This window comes from Lacihabitans sp. CS3-21, from assembly GCF_024343675.1.
Classification (GTDB): Bacteria; Bacteroidota; Bacteroidia; order Cytophagales; family Spirosomataceae; genus Leadbetterella.
Genome location: NZ_RJUD01000002.1, coordinates 82369 through 100879 on the forward strand (window position 1 = coordinate 82369; position 18511 = coordinate 100879).

Sequence of the window (18511 nt, forward strand, 5' to 3'; positions counted from 1 at the left end):
GTATAAAAATCAGACTTAAAGACCCTAGCGAGTATTAACTTTTTTTTAATCTTGTAAACCAAATCAATCCACCCTAAACCAACCCGTAATACTCATTCTTTGTGCATGGCTCATCAAAACTTCGTGTTCGATTTCACTGCTTTTGAAAAACACACATTTGCCGTTTGTAGGGGAGATGTTAAGCGAGAAGTCTGGTAAATAGACACACAATTCACCGCCATCGTCGAGTTTCCAGTCGCTGTTGAGATAGAAAATCATGGTGTATTGTCGGCTGGCATTGGATTTGAATTGATCCAAATGTTTTTTGTAGAAACTTCCTTTTTCATATAAAGCATAATGGAATTCATAGCTTGTGATGCCCGTGTAGCAAGTCTGGTTAAGAAATAAAACGAAGGCGTCCATGACATCGAAAAAAGCGTTTTCGTTTGGATTTTCATGAATTCTGTCCAGCCAAAAAATCTTGTCGGACCTTACCAAAGCATTCAGATTAGTTTCGTTTCCGTTACCAGTTTTAGCAGAAATGAGTTTTTTCTCTTCAAAAAGTTTTACAAGATTCTCTTTCAAGTTTTGGGATAAAGCCAAGCCAAGAAAGTTTTCGGAAATACCCACTTTGTCTAACAAATAACCATCAATGAGGGCATCAAAAACTTCTTGCATGCTATAAAACCTTAAAAGAGCGATATCGGCAATATAGCCATGTACAAAGGAATGCTTATTGTCTTAGATTTCCTCTCTTTTATTCAAAATAACCATAAATTATAGCCAAAATATTCTTCAATTCAAGTAAATACACTTAAAAGAGATTTAATTAAAAATACTTGCTTGCCTTGCAACTAAGGACCAAACGTTTTTATTCTTCATCCAAGTATGTGTATATCTTCTTACAACAATATTACCTGCATTTTCAGTTGCATTTTGGGGGGTAGTGGTTTCCTTACCCATCACTATACAAACATTATCAATAAAAGTGATTTTTTCAATTTCTCGATCAAAGCTTGAATAATCTATTTTTCCAGTTTTTATAAGATAGGATATTTGAGGTATCGTTACTACAACCCCATAAGGATTATTCACAACGTATTTTGGATGCCAAATTTTATATAAAGCTGTTGTATCTCCCTTCAACATTGCCTCTTTTTCAATTAATTCTAATCTTCGGATTTCTTTTTCTGAAATGTTTTGAGCAAACGATAAATTAAAAGAAAAGACAGTTAACAATAGTAAGAGTAGGTATTTTTTCATTTTAAAATAGTTCATTAATGATGTGATAAAGTATTTTTATCAAATGTAGGGAAGACGTTTTCTGGAATCAAATTAATCCATTGAATTCAATTTAGTGGCTAAATATTATTTCGTAGACCTTTTTTTTGCAATAAATTATTGTCTAATTGAACCACTTTGTGAATCTTAGCACTATCCAAAGGTTATCTCATTTGTGCAACACCATTAGGTTATTTGAGGAATCGTAGATTGTTTTCTAATCCTTTGAAAACCAAAACGGTATAGCGACATAATCTCCCCACACTTTTTTTGGTAGACTATCGGTTTGTAGGGTTTTGATAAAGAGTGTATTTCTTCCAATCTTACATTTTTCCGTACTCAAGTAGCTTTTTATGCCTTTTGCTTGAGCGGTTTCTTCGAAAAAAAACTCGGTAGAAGATATTGTAGAATCATTCAGAGCAATTTGAAAATACTCCGTCATACAAGCAATTCTGGCTTTATCACGAAGAGGTCTTTTTTGGGAATTTCTTAAACTGTCAGCAAATATGGGCTCTTTACAAATCTTTGATAAATCCTCATCTAAGTACTTAGAATAATTAATAAAAAGCTTTAGGAAAGGGTCTTGGATTACATCAGATTGAATACTAGCCTCGGGTATCTGCTCCATTTCACCCCTTTGGCTATCATAATAACCCGAAATTATTTTGTATTCAACCGAACCTGAAGAAAAATAATTTCGTGATTCCATCATCGGAATTCCAGCGTGTTCTAACAACTTGGTGGCATAAATACCCATAGAAATCGTGAAGAAAATAAGTCCAATGATTATCACAGATTTGAAATATTTTTTGTGAGGCATATTGGAGCCAAACGTAAAATTAATGTATTGAACCGGCTTATACATACCCATATAGAGGAACGTACTCTTTTCAATGACTCCTTTATATAGTCTTTTGACGATGGGTTTCTCCCGATATTTTTCATTGTATCCAGCAACCATTATAGCCATAGAAAATAGCCAAATCAACCCAAATAGGACTAAAAAAATAGGCTTAGTTTTTTCGTAAATTGTAGGTAAATAGGTTTTAAATCCAATGGTAGCCACAAATCCCAAAAGGTATAGAAAGGCCATCATTATACTGAATAATACCAAAACGAAAGCTATAGAGAAAATTTGACTACAAAGTTTATCTAGACGTACGATATAACTATCTAAAGTGCCAAATTTTTGTTTATACATTTCTGCCATTTCTTTGGTGGTGTTAGGAAGGTTGTCGAAGTTGATTCCGTTTGGAAAAACTGCCCTTAAACCTACTAAAGCTATCCAAAATGCACGAAAAATAAAATGAACTATAAATGTAAATATCAATAAATAAGCAGAGGATTTTCCGAAACTATAAGCAAGTGTAGGCATTACTTGATTGTATAAATCACTGCTAATTTGATAGTTTTCATAATAGCTGGCGATGGCACGGTCGCTGAGTTCGGGTAAAAACGAAGTAGAAAAAATGGCTGCCCCAGAAACCACCAATTCCAGATTCCAGCTTTGGTTGGACAGTTCTTGAATCCAATTGCTTTTTTCGTGGGGATTATTTTCCATAGCATTAAATAGTGATAGTTTAGGTTTAGGCAAAGATAGAAATTTTGTTGATTTTTTTGAGCCTTGATAGGTTTCTCATTTAAATTTTGTTGAGCATCTGTTTAACATAATCCCCCAAAATTGTTGCAATAGCCAAATCTCGGTTAGAAAGTATCTTTTCACTGCAGTTAAACAGGCAATTGGAGGTAAAGAAAACCTATTTTTGGTAATGCCGCAGTAAAATGGATTTGTATACCCCATCAGTTAGAATATCTAAATTATTCTAATTGTTTTTTAATGTGTCGATACTTTCGGGAATTTAATTTTGCGAAAAAAGCGTAAATGAAAAAAATAGTTTTACTTCTTATATCAACACTTTATTTATTTTCTTGTGGCTCTTTGTTTGAGGGTGTTGCCGACTCAAAATCATGCACACCAGAGGGTGTATGGTATTACTTTGATTTTGGAAATCGAGGACCCTACCACATTAATATAAATGGCAAAAGTGGTAAATATGACAAAGTAGGCCTTGGCTCTAATGCAGATCAAGCAATTAAAGCTGGAATTATCTCTACAACTGATTTTGCTATTAGAAATATTGAAAAGATTGGAACTAACAACGATAATCCTCAATACTCAGCCGAGTTTAGGACTTATCAAACTAATCAAAATGGAAAAGTCGTTTCTTCCTTTTTTGATCCATGTACCATTGAGGTTCAAACACTTAATACTTCTTTAAACCCTTGTAATATGCTAATGATAACCGATCCAAGTGGCTACATTGTATTTGCTGAGAAAATTGAATAATGAATTGACTAAACAAATTTAAATCTATAGGTTCTTTGAAACTGATTTTGGTTTTCAGAGGTTCTGCTTGTTTTTTTTAATTATTGGTTTCACATTTATATAACTCCAACCCGCTTTTCGTTTCAGGAGAGTCTCCGTTAGGGACTCTGTACGTTGCAGGTACTTAGTCCGTTTGACATTCAAGTTTAGTTCAGAGTCCACCAAAATGGGACTCTGGATGGAGGTAACTTGCTGTAATACAAGGAGTAAAAACAAGCTGGATGACCAAAAACTCACGTTTGAATATGTAAATGCCCCTGACTGTAAAACTGTAAAATGTGCCGATGCAAACACCAAAACAATTGAACTGTTGGACAGAAAAAACCTCATCCTGATAGAATCAGGTGATAGAATCAAAAATAAATACTGTAGAGTACAGTAATTATTGTATTAAGCCTGCGGTGCTTGAATACAATAGGAAGTAATTCGCTGAATTTGGCCGTTTTCATTGAATTCATACAAATCACAAGCCGAAACAAACGAAACACGCTGACCATTTCTGCTGAATTCTGCTGTGCCGTTGATAACCACTTTGTGGTCTTGAGCGATGATATTCAAGGTCTTGAAGTCGGTGGTAACAGATTTAAAATAGGCCGCCACCTGGTTGCAGTTTTCAGTGATGGCATCTTTACCCACAAAAGTATTTTCCTCCACCACTTCCCAAACTGTCTCATCAGCAATATATTCCACAGTTTTTTCGAATTCACCATTGGAGAAGGTGAGGGCTATTTCTTGTTTAGTCAAGGTTTTTCCTAATTCTGAGTATTCCAAAAAGCTTCAATATTTTACTATTTCTTCAAGTTTAAATTTCTTGCTTTCATTTCTGCCTCAACAGCCTTATAGTTATTGGTGATAGAAAAGGCTATAATCCCGACAAAAACAGGTACAGCTAGCATAGAAAACTCAAAGTCACTGATGAACATCCTGATAAAAGTAAAGATAACGGACACTATCATGGTAGCCATGACAAATAGGTAAGGTGTCTTGGTGTCTTTCCATTTTTTCAATAATTCCTCGTCGCTCAGTTCGTTCAGTTGTTTTTCTTGCATGTTTTCTCTGTGATTTATTCGAAACCAATTTAGGAATTATTTGGGAAAATTGAAAGTTTTTTTGTTTGAGAAGAGTTTCCGAAAGGACTTTGTAGGTTACTTTTATTTTGCCTGTCCCGTCCTAAATTTTAAAGCTAATTTTATGGTTAATCTTAAGCCCAAAAGGTAGATTTCGTACAAGCATGATAACTTGTCGGTGGTTATAGGTTTGGTTCTAAGTACCTTCAAATTTAAAAATTTATTGGGAAAAGGTCACAAAGTTTTTGCCGTCATAACGGCTCAGTCCAGAGCCTTTGGTTCCAAACCACAAGTTGCCTTCATTGTCTTCTATAACATTCATTACTGCATTATTTACAAGTCCGTCCTTTTCATTAAAGTTCTTCAATGTTTTGCCATCAAAACGCCAGACACCATCTTTTTCTGTTGTGAACCAAAAGTTGCCTTTTTTGTCTTCCAATATAGCGTATGCTCCCCCGCTTAATTGACCTTGCTTTGTTCCAAATTCTGTAAATATTTTGCCGTCAAAACGGCAAGCTCCATGGTTTCTTGTTGCAAACCAAATATTTCCTAAATGATCTTCTGTCATGGAAGATATCATATCATCCGAAATATAATCTTGGGATTGAATAAAAACCTTGTGCCCCAAATTCAAATCTAATGCATTTTGTGTACCGCCAATTTTTCTATTGTCTTGGTTGGTTTTATAATAGTCTAAGGATGGAAGAAAGTGCTTAAAATCTTTCCCGTCGTATCTCCACACCCCGCCACCATTCCACGAACTAAACCAAATGTTTCCGTTTCTATCTTGAATAATATCACTGATGTATTTCTCGGCTCTATCCCCATAGAATGGGTGCTTGTACTTAAAAAGAACATTAGTAAGATTGGTTCCATCATACCTATAAATTCCTTTATTCATCACGCCTATCCAAAGGATTCCATTTCGGTCTTCAAAAAGACTCGTAATATTCAGTGTGTCAGTTATTGGAATATTTGTGAAACTTTTTCCGTCATACTTACAAATTCCACTATCGGATCCAAACAAAAAATTTCCTGATTTGTCCTGAATTATAGCACTTACATTGTTATTGGATAATCCATCTTTGGTGGTAAAATTGGTAAACGATTTCCCGTCATACCGATAAGCACCATCTTCCTTAATACTAAACCATACATTACCATCGGAGTCAAGCATTTCGCAATGAACAACCTGAAAGTTTGTTCCCAGTGTTCGAACTATTTGAGGATATTTTACGGTTTTTTCTACTGAATTTTCGTGGTTATGGTTTTTTGAAGCCTGCCCTCTACAGCCTGTACAAAAAAATAGGAATGCCAGCAGGAAAAAATTTGAGGTTTTGATATCTGACCAATTCATATTTTTAAATCCGTTTTTGCATAATCAAAAGTAAACGCTGTCTTTCATAATGAAGCAGTACAAATGTAAAATAATGTAAATCGTAGGTGGAAACTTTTTTTTCTGAATGCAGGCTGTGTTTATAGCTCTGCTTGGGGCATACTACTGGTGTGTTTGGTATTCTAGTATAGTTTTCCCTGAATGAAGACTCTGAACGGACCTAAGATAATTATTTTCTAAATTTACCTACCCATACAACCCCAACCCACTCTTCAAAATCTCCAAAATAGTACCCAAAGGCAAATCTAAATTAGGATTAACTCTGAGTATCTTCATTTTGACTCGGTCGCCTTGTTCCAGTTCGGGGTGGTGGAGGCGGTTTCCTTCTACCATCAGTATGTAAGGCTCGTTGGTCTTTTTGTCTATCCAAACATAACAGAATCTTTTCCCTTTGTACAAAAAGCAGGGCATTCCGTATTTAACGGTTTCAGTAATTTCGGTATTTTGAGCCAAAATAATACTGCGTAAAGCCAAAAGACAGCTTTTGTTAGGTTCAGCTTGCCCCAAATAATATTTCTGTAAATCTTCTATCATTATTTTCTAATTGAACCAATAAGCACTTCGACTCTACACAGTGTACCAATAACCAGTCGACCAATAACCCATTTCGAGACCTATCGGTTGCAATTTCATTCGGACTATCATCCGAATTTCATTGTGCTCAGTGGCCAGTGACCAATCCACCAGTAACTAATTCACCACCTTTCTTGCACTTAACGAGTCAAAAATAATATTATTCTAGGTTTTTAATTGGATTTTCTAACCCATTTTGTTGCCTATTGAGTTTTTTGGGCTTAAATTACATTTGTTGATTAATAAGCCAAAGAATAAAAGATGTCCATTAAAGTAGCCATTTCGCATAAAACTGCGTATAAGTTTGACAGGAGCGTAAAGCTATCGCCCCATATTTTTAGATTGAGACCCGCCGCTCATTCTCGCACGCAGATTGAAGGTTATTCGTTTAAGATATTTCCTGAAAATCATTTTATCAACTGGCAGCAGGATCCGTTTGGCAACTATCAAGCCCGGGTGGTTTTTCCTGAGCCATCTACCGAGCTACGCATTGAGGTAGAGGTGATTGCCAAGCTGCAAGTCATCAATCCTTTCGATTTTTTTGTAGAGGAATACGCCGCAAAGTTTCCTTTCAAATACGAAACTATTTTACAAAAAGAATTAACACCCTATCTCGAAACCAAAGACGTTGGCGAGCTTACCAAGCGGTTTATAGAACAGATGTCGGTCAAAAAGGACATCAATACCGTTGATTTTTTGGTTTATGCCAACCAGCAAGTTTACAATGCCCTCAAGTACAATATTCGTCTCGAAACTGGAGTTCAGACATGTGAAGAAACACTGACGATAGGTAGCGGTTCTTGTCGTGACTTTGCCTGGCTTTTGGTGCAAGTATTGCGTAGTTTTGGACTCGCAACTCGCTTTGTGTCAGGTTATTTGGTGCAGTTGACTTCCGATGTGAAATCACTCGATGGTCCGTCTGGTCCAGAAGCCGACTTTACAGATTTACACGCTTGGGTAGAAGCCTACGTGCCTGGTGCAGGCTGGATTGGCTTAGATCCTACCTCGGGACTGTTCGCCAGCGAAGGACATATTCCGTTGTGTTGTACGCCTGATTATGCCAGTGCATCGCCCATAACAGGTGCGACCGATGTGTGTAAAGTAACTTTTGAGTTTGACAACAGCGTTTTCAGAATTCACGAAGACCCACGGGTAACCAAGCCTTACACCGAAGCCCAGTGGAACAAAGTGATGGAAGTTGGAGAGGTAGTAGAAAAAGATTTGATAGCGGGCGACGTAAGATTGACCATGGGAGGCGAGCCTACTTTCGTTTCGATTGACGATTTTGAATCTGCTGAATGGAACACCACTGCAGATGGCCCGCTAAAACGTAAACTGGCCTATGACCTTTCTTTGAGACTGAAAAAACGCTTCGCACATGGCGGATTGCTACATTTTGGCCAAGGGAAATGGTATCCGGGAGAGTTGTTTCCTCGTTGGCAGTATGCACTTTACTGGAGAAAAGACGGTCAGCCAATTTGGAAAAACGACGATTTGGTGGCCAAAGAAGGCGAGACCCATTATACTTTTCATGACGCTGAGCGGTTTGCGATAGAACTCACCAAACATCTGGGTATAGACCCCAAAAATATTTCGCCTACTTACGAAGATCCCATTTATTGGGTATTGGAAGAGGGCAAGCTACCTGTGAATCTAGATCCAATGGCTGTAAATCTGAAGGATTCGGTACAAAGGCACACGCTGGCAAAACTGCTCGAAAAAGGCCTAAACAATCCTTCGGGCTTTGTTTTGCCTTTGAAATGGGTACATGAAACAGGCAATTGGACGAGCTGCATCTGGGAGTTTCGCCGTCAACAATGCTTTTTGATTCCAGGAAATTCACCCATAGGTTTACGTTTGCCCTTAGAATCTTTGCCTAAAAGCTCCAAAAACAAGCGTGAACAACCGATAGAAAGGAGTCCGTTTGAGGAATTGCCACCTTTGGGTGATTTTCATCAATCGTTGGCTGAAAGATACGGCACGGTTTCACCACCTTACAAAGCTCCCGAAACGAAAGTAAAAGACGAAGAAGAGGACGAAAAGGAGAATCTACTGTTTGAGGTAGAAACCTTTACCACGGCTTTGTGTGTGGAAGAGCGTGAGGGCATTATTTACGTATTTTTGCCACCGACAGACTATCTGGAGACCTATCTGGACTTGATAGCTTCGGTAGAAAATACGGCAGAAAAATTGCAAATGCCGGTTAGAATAGAGGGTTATCAGCCAAAATCTGATTACAGAATAGAGAAACTCATGGTAACGCCTGACCCAGGTGTGATAGAGGTCAACGTGCATCCTGCCAAGTCGTGGCAAGAAATTGTGGACAACACCACGGCACTTTATGAGGAGGCGTTTTTTGCTCGCTTGGGTACAGATAAATTTATGGTAGATGGCCGCCATACCGGTACAGGTGGAGGAAACCACGTGACACTAGGTGCCTCAAAACCAGAGGATAGCCCACTGCTTCGAAGACCCGATTTGTTGCGGAGTTTGATTACCTATTGGCAGCATCATCCAGCTTTGAGTTATCTTTTTGCGGGGCCGTTTATTGGCCCAACCAGTCAGGCCCCCAGGATTGATGAAGGCCGAGACGACCGACTGTATGAAATGGAAATAGCCTTTGAACAAATACCCGAAGACAAAGAAGTGCCTTTTTGGATGGTCGACAGGATTTTCAGGAATCTACTGACGGATATTACAGGAAACACCCACCGCTCAGAGTTTTGTATTGATAAATTATACTCGCCAGATTCTTCTTCGGGCCGATTGGGCATTTTGGAGTTGCGGGCCTTTGATATGCCACCACACAAACACATGAACTTGGTTCAAACCTTATTGGTGCGTGCTTTGGTGGCTAAATTCTGGAAAAATCCATATAAGAAAAAACTGATTCGTTGGGGAACAGAACTACATGATAGATTCTTGCTACCTCATTTTGCCTATCTGGATATGATTGACGTGGTAAACGACCTCAAAGATGCGGGTTATGATTTTGATATTTCATGGTTTAATCCGTTTTTTGAGTTCAGATTTCCGCACCATGGCAGCATAACGGTGGATAATATTCAGCTCGAAATTAGGCTGGGAATAGAACCTTGGCATGTTTTGGGAGAGGAATTGTCCAATGCCGGAACCTCAAGATTTGTTGATTCTTCGCTTGAAAGATTACAGGTAAAAGTGTCGGGGATTGTGCCAGAACGACACATTTTACTGTGTAAAGGCTGTAGAATTCCTCTAAGAAGCACCGGTACAAAAGGAGAATATGTGGCTGGAATTCGATACAAAGCCTGGAGTCCTCCTTCTGCATTGCATCCAAATATTGGCGAAGATGTCCCTTTGGTTTTTGATATCGTGGATACTTGGAACAACCGCGTATTGGGTGGCTGCACCTATTTTGTGACACACCCAGGTGGTAGAAGTTTTGATACTTATCCGGTGAATAGTTTTGAGGCAGAATCACGAAAAATTAGTCGTTTCTGGGACTTTGGACATACGCCATCGAGTACGGTAGAACAAACGGCTCCAGTGATAAACACGGCAACGGTTTCGAGATTTGTTGCACAAAACAAAACCGATCTTTTACCCGATACGCCTATAGAATTGATCAACCCGGAGTATCCAAGTACACTGGATTTGAGGCATTATTGGAAGGCTAAGGTGTAGTTTTTTTTTCACCGCAAGGAAGCTAGGTCTCAAAGGGCTTGAAGGTAACAGAACTCTTTGAAACTCATTTTAGACAATAAAGGTAAACTCTGAGTAACTCTGTGGTAAAAATGAAAACAGTCATACTGAAAATTGCAAAGCAATCCCATTTTCAGGCTTTAAACCCGAATTTATTGGTTTTTACACTAAAAAGGCATTAATTTGTAGAAGAACTCCTATCCAATTAAATGATAAAAGATTTGTCTTTGAGCCTGCTCAATTCTTATAAAAGTGCCTTAAACTCTTATGATGAGGTACTTGACCTCAAAGGTCAGGTGAAACCTTACTGGAAAAGTCTTTTTGACACTTTGGAAACTGTTGGTTTGGATGGATTGGAGCTTCGCAACAAAGAAATCATTGAAAAACTGAAAGAAAACGGTGTCACTTACAACGTTTATAATTCAGAAAACGGAGCAAATAGGGCTTGGAAACTCGACCCGATTCCTTTTTTAATTCACGAAAAAGAGTGGCAAACTATTGAAAAAGGCATCAAGCAAAGAGCACATTTGCTCGATTTGATTCTCAAAGACATCTATGGGCCACAGCTCCTCATCAAAAATGCCATTATTCCTGCTGAACTGGTTTTTGACAATACAGGGTTTATGTTGCCTTGTTTTGATTTAAAGCAAAAGCTTAAAAATCAGCTCATTATGTATGCTTGCGACATGGCACGTGGGCCAGATGGTAAAATGTGGCTGCTCGATAATCGTACGCAATCACCTTCAGGATCAGGCTACGCTCTAGAGAACCGTACAGTGATGGCCAAAGTGTTTCCTGAGCTCAACAAAAATATTTATCGAAATAGGCTCTCGCCCTACTTTAACCATTTGCAACAAACGGTAGCTACACTGGGCAATATTTCCAACGAAAACCCCAACGTAGTTTTTCTGACGCCCGGCCCAGGAAACGAAACCTATTTTGAGCATGTGTATTTGTCCTCGTATTTGGGATATACACTCGTACAAGGTAGTGACCTCTTGGTTAGAGAGGGCTTTGTTTGGCTGAAATCACTTGAAGGATTAGAACGGGTAGATGTCATCATACGTCGTGTAGATGACGAATGGTGCGATCCATTAGAACTGAGACAAAACTCACTTTTGGGTGTTCCAGGGCTACTTCAAGTGATGAGAATGGGCAATGTGGCCGTTATTAACCCTCCAGGTGCTAGTGTGGTAGAAAATTACGGTTTGATGGCTTTCATGGAAAATGCCTGTAAGTTCCTAATGAATGAATCGCTTTTGATGAACTCAGTGGCGACTTGGTGGTGTGGGCAGCCCAAAGAATTGAACTTCGTTTTGAGCAATTTGCCAAGATTAATCATAAAAAAAGCAAACAGAAAACAAGGTTTTAGAACACGTTATTGTCGTTTGCTCAGCATTGCTGAGTTGGAGGAACTTCGACAAATGATTATTCAAAACCCGAAGGAATTTGTAGCTCAAGAAGAAGTTAGCCTTTCTACTACACCCTCCTTTATAAACGGTAAGTTGGAGCCACGTTTTGCTGCTTTACGTACATTTATGGTGTCTGACGGCTCAGATTATAAGGTTTTGCAGGGCGGTTTGACCAGAAGTTCGTCGGTAAAAGATAAGTTTGTGATTTCGAATCAACTCGGTGGAATTTCGAAAGACACTTGGATTGTTACAGACAACCCTACGGAGCATTACGAAAGGTTTGTGGTTAAGAAAAGTACAAACAGTCATCAAAACAATTCACTCACGAGCCGCAACGCCGAGAACTTGTTTTGGGTAGGAAGGTTGTATGAGCGAACCATGTCCTTGACCAGTTTCTTGAAAATCGTCTTGGATCGTCTCAACGAAAACGTAAACGACAAAGGCCAGAAACAACAGGCTTATTTGGTTGTATTACTTAAATCTATTACACATTTGACGCAAACTTACCCGGGTTTTGCTGAAGAAAATGATGATGCTATATTCGAAAATCCTGAGCCAGAATTGTTTATTTTAATCAATGACTTAAAGAAAGCTGGTTCGATAGCTTATAACATTCAATCGTTGCTGAATACCGCTAATCAAGTAAGTGAAAGGTGGACATCCGACACACGAAGAATCTTAAATTTGCTGGAAGATAGCTTACAGTCATTAAAAAATACGCCGAGTATTAATCAATTGAGTCACAAACTTGATAAGCTATATACCCGACTTTTTGGTTTTTATGGCAACGTTTTTGAAACTCTACCCCGAGACAATGGCTTTTATTTGTTTGAGGCGGGCAAAAATATTGAGCGAATCCTTTCTTTGATTTCAGTATTGCGTTCTGCTTTTAGTTTTAAAAACAACGAAGAAGTGGAGTCTGTAATTTTGGAGGCTGTTTTAGAAAATCACCATTTACTTACCCAATATCGCCATATTTATAAGTCGCAATGGAGTTTAGTGGCAGGCTTAGATATGGTTTTGTTGGAGAAAAACCTTCCATATACACTTTCTGCTTTATTAGATAGATTGGCTTATTGTCTATCTCATTTGCCTAAATCTACAAATGCCAATAGATTAGGAATTGATGAAAAAATAGTTTTGGAGGCAAGTACAATTATAAAGTTAATAGATGCTGAAAGCCTGGTTAAAGTAGATGCGGATACTCAATATAGGTCTGAATTAGATAAAACTTTGGAACAAGTTTATGATCTCATTTCGAAAGTAACCGGCAGTTTATCAAGCCTTTATTTCAGTCATTCGGTTATACAACATTCGCTATTAGATACCATAGAAAAAATTAATTCTGATGAGATATAAGCTAAGACACCAGACAGTCTACACTTATGAAGAACCTGTAGACAATTATCAGAGTGTATTGTGTCTGCAACCACGCAACCTAGATTCGCAAATATGCCACAGTTTTGACCTAGAAGTCTCGCCAAGTCCAATTAAAATACATTCTCGCACTGATTTTTTTGGAAATAAATTGGCTTATTTCTCATTGCATGAGCCTCATCATATATTAAAGGTCGTTTCTACGAGTGATGTGGAGGTATTGCCCAAAAATATGCCTGTTTTAAGTCCTTTGACATGTTCGGAGGTGAGACAAATGTTTGTAAGCAATCGTCCACTAAAAGTTGAGCTTTTGCAATACCAACTGCCGTCTAATTTTATTAAATGGGACGATGAAATCAAAGAGTTTGCTGTTTCATGTCTACAGCCAGAAACGCCTTTTTATGAAGGAGTAAGACTACTTTGTGAAAAGATATTTAGAGAATTTCAGTTCAAATCGGGCTTTACAACCGTTAATACACCACTCAAAACCGTTTTGAAAGAGCGAAAAGGAGTCTGCCAGGATTTCTCGCATTTGGCTATTGCAAGTTTAAGAAGCCTTGGCTTTGCGGCAAGGTATGTGAGTGGGTATTTGGAAACTTTACCACCCAAAGGCAAGCCAAAACTGCAAGGGTCAGACGCATCACATGCCTGGATTTCGGTATATGTGCCTAATATGGGTTGGTGTGAATTTGACCCTACCAATAATCTTGTGCCCAAAGAAAGGCATATTATAACAGCTTACGGAAGAGACTATGCAGACGTGGCTCCAATGAAAGGTATTGTCTTCAGCTCAGGAAGCCACAAAGTCAAAGTGGAGGTGGATGTGATTCCTGTGTGATTTAAACACATAGGCATAAAAATAGCATAGTTTTTTTTTCAAATGTTGTTTTTTCGATGACATAGCTTACTTTATTTTACTAAAGAGGGCATGGAGTTTTTCACGGAGTTTACAGAGTTTTTTTTCCTTTCAAACTTCTACTATTCCAAACTTTCGCTCAGGAGATTGAGTGTCTTGCAGGTAAAAATTTGCTGGGGTCATTCCTGTGAATTCTTTATAGTCTCTCACCAAGTGTTGGTAGTCGTAGTAACCGCATTCCAAGGCAATACTTAGCCAATCTTTATTTGGGAAAGCATTTTTCATTCTGAATGCCTTATCGAATCGGATGATTCGGGCAAAATATTTTGGGTTAATACCGATGCGTTCATTAAAATTTCGTTCAAACTGTTTCGAACTCAAGCACGATTCCTTGGCTAACCAATCCAAAGAGAATTGATTAACGTTTTCTAGCATGGCTATACCAACTTTATCAATGGGTCGGATATCATAAGAAGATTTCCTGACCATATTCATCAGGAAATCTTCAACCAACGGAATCATTTTGGGATAATCTTCTATATTACTAAGCCTTTGATTAAGGTTTCTTACTTCATTGCCTAAAACCGCCTCTGCATCGAAATATTGGTTGTTCAAATCGATGGTCGGAATACCCGTCAGACGATACAACCCGCCTGGTTGAAAAACAACTTGAACCATCAAAAACTCTTTGCCAACCAATCGATGACTGACTACATTTTGCTGTCCAATAAGGGCAGAACGCACTCTTGATGGCGATCTACCATCTTCGTAGCTGACTTTTTCGGAGTCTCTCGGATAAAAGCTAAGTGTAACCTCAGGCCTTGGCGGATAGGCCTTTGCTGGAGGCAAAGTACTGTCAGTAAACAGTAAATGCATAAACCTATATAGCCTAACATAAGGTTTCAAAGCTAAACTTGGCTGTAAATCATAAAAAAATGGCATAAGCTATATTTTTTTGATAGTCAAATTTAACTTTTTTTAGATAGAAATGGGTGGGCCGACCACTTTCATTCCATGGGCATGATGAATTTCTTGAATGAGGGCTTCGGTTGGAGGTCCTTTTAGTTCATTCATTTTCTTGAAAAACTCTTCCATTTGCCCCGATGGTTGTAGAAAATATACCAATTTGCCTTTGTCAGAAGTTTGTACCCAGGTATGCGGTACTGCTCTTGGAAGAAATATGGTATCTCCCGCTTTAAGGGTCATTCTTTCTGTGTCAAGTTGAAAAATGTATTCTCCTTCTACCACATAGAATATTTCGTCTTGCTCATAATGTACGTGTAAAGGTGGTCCAATTTTCTCAAAACCCACATATTCCAATACTGTCAGTTGCCCATCGGTGTCTTTTGAGGAGATTTTTACGTCGTTGGGATTTATGCCTCGGTACTTTATCGGCTGGTTAAATCTATCCTTGCCAGCAGCTACTTTGAAGCCTTTTTTGTTTCGAATTTTGGCGTTTACCTTACTGGCTGCCAGCACTATGGGCAAGGAAACCAAAGTGTTTTGAATAAAATTTCTGCGTTTCATGTCTTTGTAAATTAAATTGGTTTAAATAATTCTTCTTTACAAAGTTTGGATTTTGGCGGATATGTTTAGTGGTAAAAAATGGACATGTTTTGGGTGGGGTTGTTTTTTATAAAACACATAGGCACATAGTTTTCATTGAATATTATTGACGAAATGGTTCTTTTAGGCTTCTCATTGATGGTTTTACCACAGAGGTCACAGAGTTTTACACAGAGTTACACAGTTTTTTTTGATAATTAAAAATGATATATATATAAGCAATTCGCCACTAACGCAAATAAACTTATATTTTCTATGTTCCCTATGCCTCTATGTGTTTAAATTAACCCCTCAAAATCCCCCAAAATCCACCTCTGTTTTCTGATAGCCATACGCCTGGCTGAGTGGGATGGTGCGGTTGTTGTCGCCCATCGATATTTCGATGTCTTCCATCGTAAACTGTGAAGGGTGTTCGTAGCCACATGCATGCGATAATTCTAGTATTTCTTTGTTGATGGTCTTGAGATAATTATAAAAACGCACACTTTTCAATTCGGGATTCAGGCCTGACTCCAGCCATTTGTTATTGGTAGCTATACCTACTGGACAAGCATTGGTGTGGCATTTTTGTGCTTGAATACACCCAATACTCATCATCGCTTCTCTGGCCACGTTTATCATATCTACGCCCATTGCAAAGGCCATGATGGCCTTCTCTGGCAATCCAAGCTTGCCCGATCCTATGAATACTATCTTTTTCTCTAAGCCGTATTTTTGAAATATCTTGTAAATATTGGAGAATGCATGAACCCACGGGAGTGAAACATGGTCTGCAAATGCCCTCGGAGCAGCTCCTGTGCCACCTTCGCCACCGTCTATGGTTATGAAATCTGGGCCTTTGCCTGTTTCTTTCATTTTTTGAGCGAGCGTTTCCCACATGTCTAACTTACCTACCGCCGACTTCAATCCGACTGGTAGGCCACTAGCGTCAGCCATCGATTCTATAAAATCTATCATTTGCGGAATATCTGTAAATGCTGTGTGATACGCTGGAGAAATTACATCTTTACCCACTGCTACGCCTCTAATGTCTGCTATTTCTTGGGTTACTTTTTTGCCAGGTAACATGCCCCCTTTGCCAGGTTTTGCACCTTGCGAAAGCTTGAGTTCCAACATTTTTATGCATGGATTTTTGCTTGTAAGTACCTTTAGCTTTTCAATACTAAAATTCCCTTTTTCGTCTCTTACTCCAAAATAGCCCGTGCCGATATTTAACACCACGTCACCACCTTTGGCATGGTAGGAAGAGAATCCGCCTTCGCCAGTATTGTGATAACAGCCGGCCATTTGAGCACCCAAATTGAGCGAAGTGATAGCTGCACCAGACAATGAGCCATAGCTCATCGCACTGATATTGATTACTGATTGCGGATGATATGGTTTTTGTCTTTGAGGCCCTATAATTTTGGCAGATGGGCAATAGGAAGTATTTTTGAAAGACGGATGCTTTTCATCCAGTCTAAATGGCATCATTGCAGGTTTTATGAATACATAGCCCGGCTCATGTATATCTTGGTCAGTACCAAAGCCTTGCATATTGTTTTCGGTCTTGGAAGAAGCATAAATCCAAGTTCGTTGTTGGCGGTTAAAAGGTAATTCCTCGCGGTTATTGGCCACAATATATTGGCGAAGTTCGGGTCCGAAACTTTCTAAAAAGTATCTAATATGCCCGACCAAAGGGAAATTATGTTGTATTGTATGCTTCTTTTGAAAAATATCTCGGAGGAAAATTAAGAATAAAATGACCAAAATATAGCCCCACCATGGAAAATCGAAATTCATTGTTTTTTGTTTTTTTGTGATGAAATGGCCAAGCCTACGAAGGAATCAGCTGTGCCATAATAAAGATACCATTTGTTTTTAAAGAAAACCAAACCCTCGGCAAAAGTAGTTCCAGCTTTATATTGGCCAGTAACTTCATGAGCTAAACTCGGAACCAAAAAAGGTTTTTCTGAACGTTTGAGTACCGTTTTCAAATCTATTGGATCAAAAACAACTCTCCCGACTGTATAAGTTCCGAGTGGAAATTCTAAAGATGCATTTTCTTTGAAATCACTATTTTTGCCATTGTAAACCAATACCACACCTTCATCCGTAATCATGGCTGGTGGGCCACATTCTGTTAGATTGCTGTCAAAAAAGCCTTTTCTGGTTTGAATTACAAAACTCAATTTTCCAGTATTATCTAGTTCTGGATACCAATCATACAGATTTTCTGACCAGGCCAGATTTACACCATGTTCGCCCCAATACATCCAATATTTACCGTTTATTTTGGCTGCTACATAATTTTTCCCTTCTAATTTGGTTAAAATTGAACCTGATTTAGAAGCCATGTTTTTGAATTTTCCCTCATAAGCTTTTGTAAAAGCAGGCCCTTTTTTCTCCCAATTTATCAAATCTTTTGAGAAAGCGATTGAAAGTCTTGGCGTGTCATAATTCCATGCTGTATAAGCCATTACGTAAGTTCCTTCTGCAGTTTGTACTACCCGTGGGTCTTCACATCCACCTAGCGAATCATATATGGAGAAATTATCTTCCGCTGGATATAATACGGGTTTTGGGTATTTTTCGAAATTTATACCATCTGTACTTTCGGCCAAGCCAATTCTTGAAGTTCGTCCCCCTAGATGTGCCTTTGGATTGTCTTCTGCTCGGTATAACAACATTATTTTGTCATCTTTCACAATGGCTGCGGGATTAAAAACATCAGCCTTTTGCCATTTTACAATGGTTTTTTTCATTGGGCAGTCAAAAACGAAAGTAGAATCTGCTTTTAAGATAGGATTTATTTCTGTTTTGTGGAATGCATCGAAATCTATTTGCGAAATACCCGTTTGGGAAGTTTTACAAGAGCCAAACCCAAAGAGTAAGAGTAATAGGAATACATTTTTGAGTTTCATAAGGTTGTTTTTTTAGACCTCTAAAAAACAAAAA

General features: G+C 38.5%; 16 protein-coding genes. 5 read left to right on the top strand and 11 right to left on the bottom strand.

Translation table 11 applies throughout. The annotated features are described in order from the left end of the window. Positions 1-63: 63 nt before the first annotated feature. The 3 genes from EGI24_RS01630 to EGI24_RS01640 all read right to left on the bottom strand — a co-directional run bounded on the left by EGI24_RS01630 (position 64) and on the right by EGI24_RS01640 (position 2854). Entirely contained in the window at positions 64-657 is a 594-nt protein-coding gene (locus EGI24_RS01630) for a 2OG-Fe(II) oxygenase (RefSeq protein ID WP_255046471.1), read from the bottom strand. Positions 658-804: 147 nt separating this feature from the next. Continuing rightward, complete coding sequence (locus tag EGI24_RS01635) at positions 805-1242, bottom strand: nuclear transport factor 2 family protein (RefSeq protein ID WP_255046472.1); 438 nt, start codon at positions 1240-1242, stop codon at positions 805-807. Between the two features lie 235 nt (positions 1243-1477). Continuing rightward, on the bottom strand, positions 1478-2854 hold the full coding sequence (locus tag EGI24_RS01640) for a hypothetical protein (RefSeq protein ID WP_255046474.1): 1377 nt from the start codon (positions 2852-2854) through the stop codon (positions 1478-1480). Positions 2855-3142: 288 nt separating this feature from the next. Between EGI24_RS01640 and EGI24_RS01645 the strand changes: the two genes are divergently transcribed. Together EGI24_RS01645 and EGI24_RS01650 are read left to right on the top strand one after the other, a co-directional pair. Next, positions 3143-3607 carry a hypothetical protein gene (locus EGI24_RS01645; protein WP_255046475.1) on the top strand — a complete coding sequence of 155 codons (465 nt, stop codon included), beginning with the start codon at positions 3143-3145 and terminating at the stop codon, positions 3605-3607. A 205-nt stretch (positions 3608-3812) separates the two neighbouring features. After that, positions 3813-4028: a hypothetical protein gene (locus tag EGI24_RS01650; protein ID WP_255046476.1), complete on the top strand. Its 216-nt coding sequence runs from the start codon at positions 3813-3815 to the stop codon at positions 4026-4028. Positions 4029-4036: 8 nt separating this feature from the next. Here the strand turns inward: EGI24_RS01650 and EGI24_RS01655 are convergent, their stop codons facing one another. The 4 genes from EGI24_RS01655 to EGI24_RS01670 form a co-directional block, all read right to left on the bottom strand. Then, positions 4037-4417 (bottom strand): nuclear transport factor 2 family protein, encoded by a 381-nt coding sequence (locus tag EGI24_RS01655; protein WP_255046478.1) that lies wholly within the window; start codon positions 4415-4417, stop codon positions 4037-4039. Positions 4418-4434: 17 nt separating this feature from the next. Further along, entirely contained in the window at positions 4435-4695 is a 261-nt protein-coding gene (locus EGI24_RS01660; RefSeq protein ID WP_255046479.1) for a hypothetical protein, read from the bottom strand. Positions 4696-4933: 238 nt separating this feature from the next. Continuing rightward, on the bottom strand, positions 4934-6070 hold the full coding sequence (locus EGI24_RS01665; protein ID WP_255046480.1) for a two-component regulator propeller domain-containing protein: 1137 nt from the start codon (positions 6068-6070) through the stop codon (positions 4934-4936). A 225-nt stretch (positions 6071-6295) separates the two neighbouring features. Continuing rightward, positions 6296-6643 carry a DUF1801 domain-containing protein gene (locus EGI24_RS01670; RefSeq protein ID WP_255046481.1) on the bottom strand — a complete coding sequence of 116 codons (348 nt, stop codon included), beginning with the start codon at positions 6641-6643 and terminating at the stop codon, positions 6296-6298. A gap of 300 nt (positions 6644-6943) precedes the next feature. On the opposite strand from EGI24_RS01670, the gene EGI24_RS01675 reads away from it, so the two are divergent. From EGI24_RS01675 to EGI24_RS01685, 3 genes are all read left to right on the top strand, one after another. Further along, positions 6944-10345, top strand: coding sequence for a DUF2126 domain-containing protein (locus tag EGI24_RS01675; RefSeq protein WP_255046482.1), 3402 nt, complete (start codon positions 6944-6946; stop codon positions 10343-10345). A 227-nt stretch (positions 10346-10572) separates the two neighbouring features. After that, the gene (locus tag EGI24_RS01680) at positions 10573-13134 is read left to right on the top strand and encodes a circularly permuted type 2 ATP-grasp protein (RefSeq protein WP_255046483.1); all 2562 of its coding nucleotides are present in this window, start codon (positions 10573-10575) and stop codon (positions 13132-13134) included. Then, positions 13124-13990, top strand: a complete 867-nt coding sequence (locus EGI24_RS01685) for a transglutaminase family protein (protein ID WP_255046484.1) — start codon at positions 13124-13126, stop codon at positions 13988-13990. The genes EGI24_RS01680 and EGI24_RS01685 overlap by 11 nt, the downstream gene beginning before the upstream one ends. A gap of 129 nt (positions 13991-14119) precedes the next feature. Here the strand turns inward: EGI24_RS01685 and EGI24_RS01690 are convergent, their stop codons facing one another. The 4 genes from EGI24_RS01690 to EGI24_RS01705 all read right to left on the bottom strand — a co-directional run bounded on the left by EGI24_RS01690 (position 14120) and on the right by EGI24_RS01705 (position 18477). Further along, positions 14120-14950 (bottom strand): AraC family transcriptional regulator, encoded by an 831-nt coding sequence (locus EGI24_RS01690; RefSeq protein WP_255046485.1) that lies wholly within the window; start codon positions 14948-14950, stop codon positions 14120-14122. Between the two features lie 36 nt (positions 14951-14986). Next, positions 14987-15535 carry a cupin domain-containing protein gene (locus EGI24_RS01695; protein ID WP_255046487.1) on the bottom strand — a complete coding sequence of 183 codons (549 nt, stop codon included), beginning with the start codon at positions 15533-15535 and terminating at the stop codon, positions 14987-14989. Between the two features lie 330 nt (positions 15536-15865). Continuing rightward, entirely contained in the window at positions 15866-17356 is a 1491-nt protein-coding gene (locus tag EGI24_RS01700; protein WP_255046488.1) for an FMN-binding glutamate synthase family protein, read from the bottom strand. After that, on the bottom strand, positions 17353-18477 hold the full coding sequence (locus EGI24_RS01705; protein ID WP_255046489.1) for a glycoside hydrolase family 130 protein: 1125 nt from the start codon (positions 18475-18477) through the stop codon (positions 17353-17355). The genes EGI24_RS01700 and EGI24_RS01705 overlap by 4 nt, the downstream gene beginning before the upstream one ends. Between the last annotated feature and the right edge of the window lie 34 nt (positions 18478-18511).

Coding starts and splice junctions, on each gene's coding strand:
- EGI24_RS01630 (WP_255046471.1), bottom strand. CDS start 657: ATGCAAGAAGTTTTTGATGCCCTCATTGATGGTTATTTGTTAGACAAA.
- EGI24_RS01635 (WP_255046472.1), bottom strand. CDS start 1,242: ATGAAAAAATACCTACTCTTACTATTGTTAACTGTCTTTTCTTTTAAT.
- EGI24_RS01645 (WP_255046475.1), top strand. CDS start 3,143: ATGAAAAAAATAGTTTTACTTCTTATATCAACACTTTATTTATTTTCT.
- EGI24_RS01650 (WP_255046476.1), top strand. CDS start 3,813: ATGGGACTCTGGATGGAGGTAACTTGCTGTAATACAAGGAGTAAAAAC.
- EGI24_RS01660 (WP_255046479.1), bottom strand. CDS start 4,695: ATGCAAGAAAAACAACTGAACGAACTGAGCGACGAGGAATTATTGAAA.
- EGI24_RS01665 (WP_255046480.1), bottom strand. CDS start 6,070: ATGAATTGGTCAGATATCAAAACCTCAAATTTTTTCCTGCTGGCATTC.
- EGI24_RS01670 (WP_255046481.1), bottom strand. CDS start 6,643: ATGATAGAAGATTTACAGAAATATTATTTGGGGCAAGCTGAACCTAAC.
- EGI24_RS01675 (WP_255046482.1), top strand. CDS start 6,944: ATGTCCATTAAAGTAGCCATTTCGCATAAAACTGCGTATAAGTTTGAC.
- EGI24_RS01680 (WP_255046483.1), top strand. CDS start 10,573: ATGATAAAAGATTTGTCTTTGAGCCTGCTCAATTCTTATAAAAGTGCC.
- EGI24_RS01685 (WP_255046484.1), top strand. CDS start 13,124: ATGAGATATAAGCTAAGACACCAGACAGTCTACACTTATGAAGAACCT.
- EGI24_RS01690 (WP_255046485.1), bottom strand. CDS start 14,950: ATGCCATTTTTTTATGATTTACAGCCAAGTTTAGCTTTGAAACCTTAT.
- EGI24_RS01695 (WP_255046487.1), bottom strand. CDS start 15,535: ATGAAACGCAGAAATTTTATTCAAAACACTTTGGTTTCCTTGCCCATA.
- EGI24_RS01700 (WP_255046488.1), bottom strand. CDS start 17,356: ATGAATTTCGATTTTCCATGGTGGGGCTATATTTTGGTCATTTTATTC.
- EGI24_RS01705 (WP_255046489.1), bottom strand. CDS start 18,477: ATGAAACTCAAAAATGTATTCCTATTACTCTTACTCTTTGGGTTTGGC.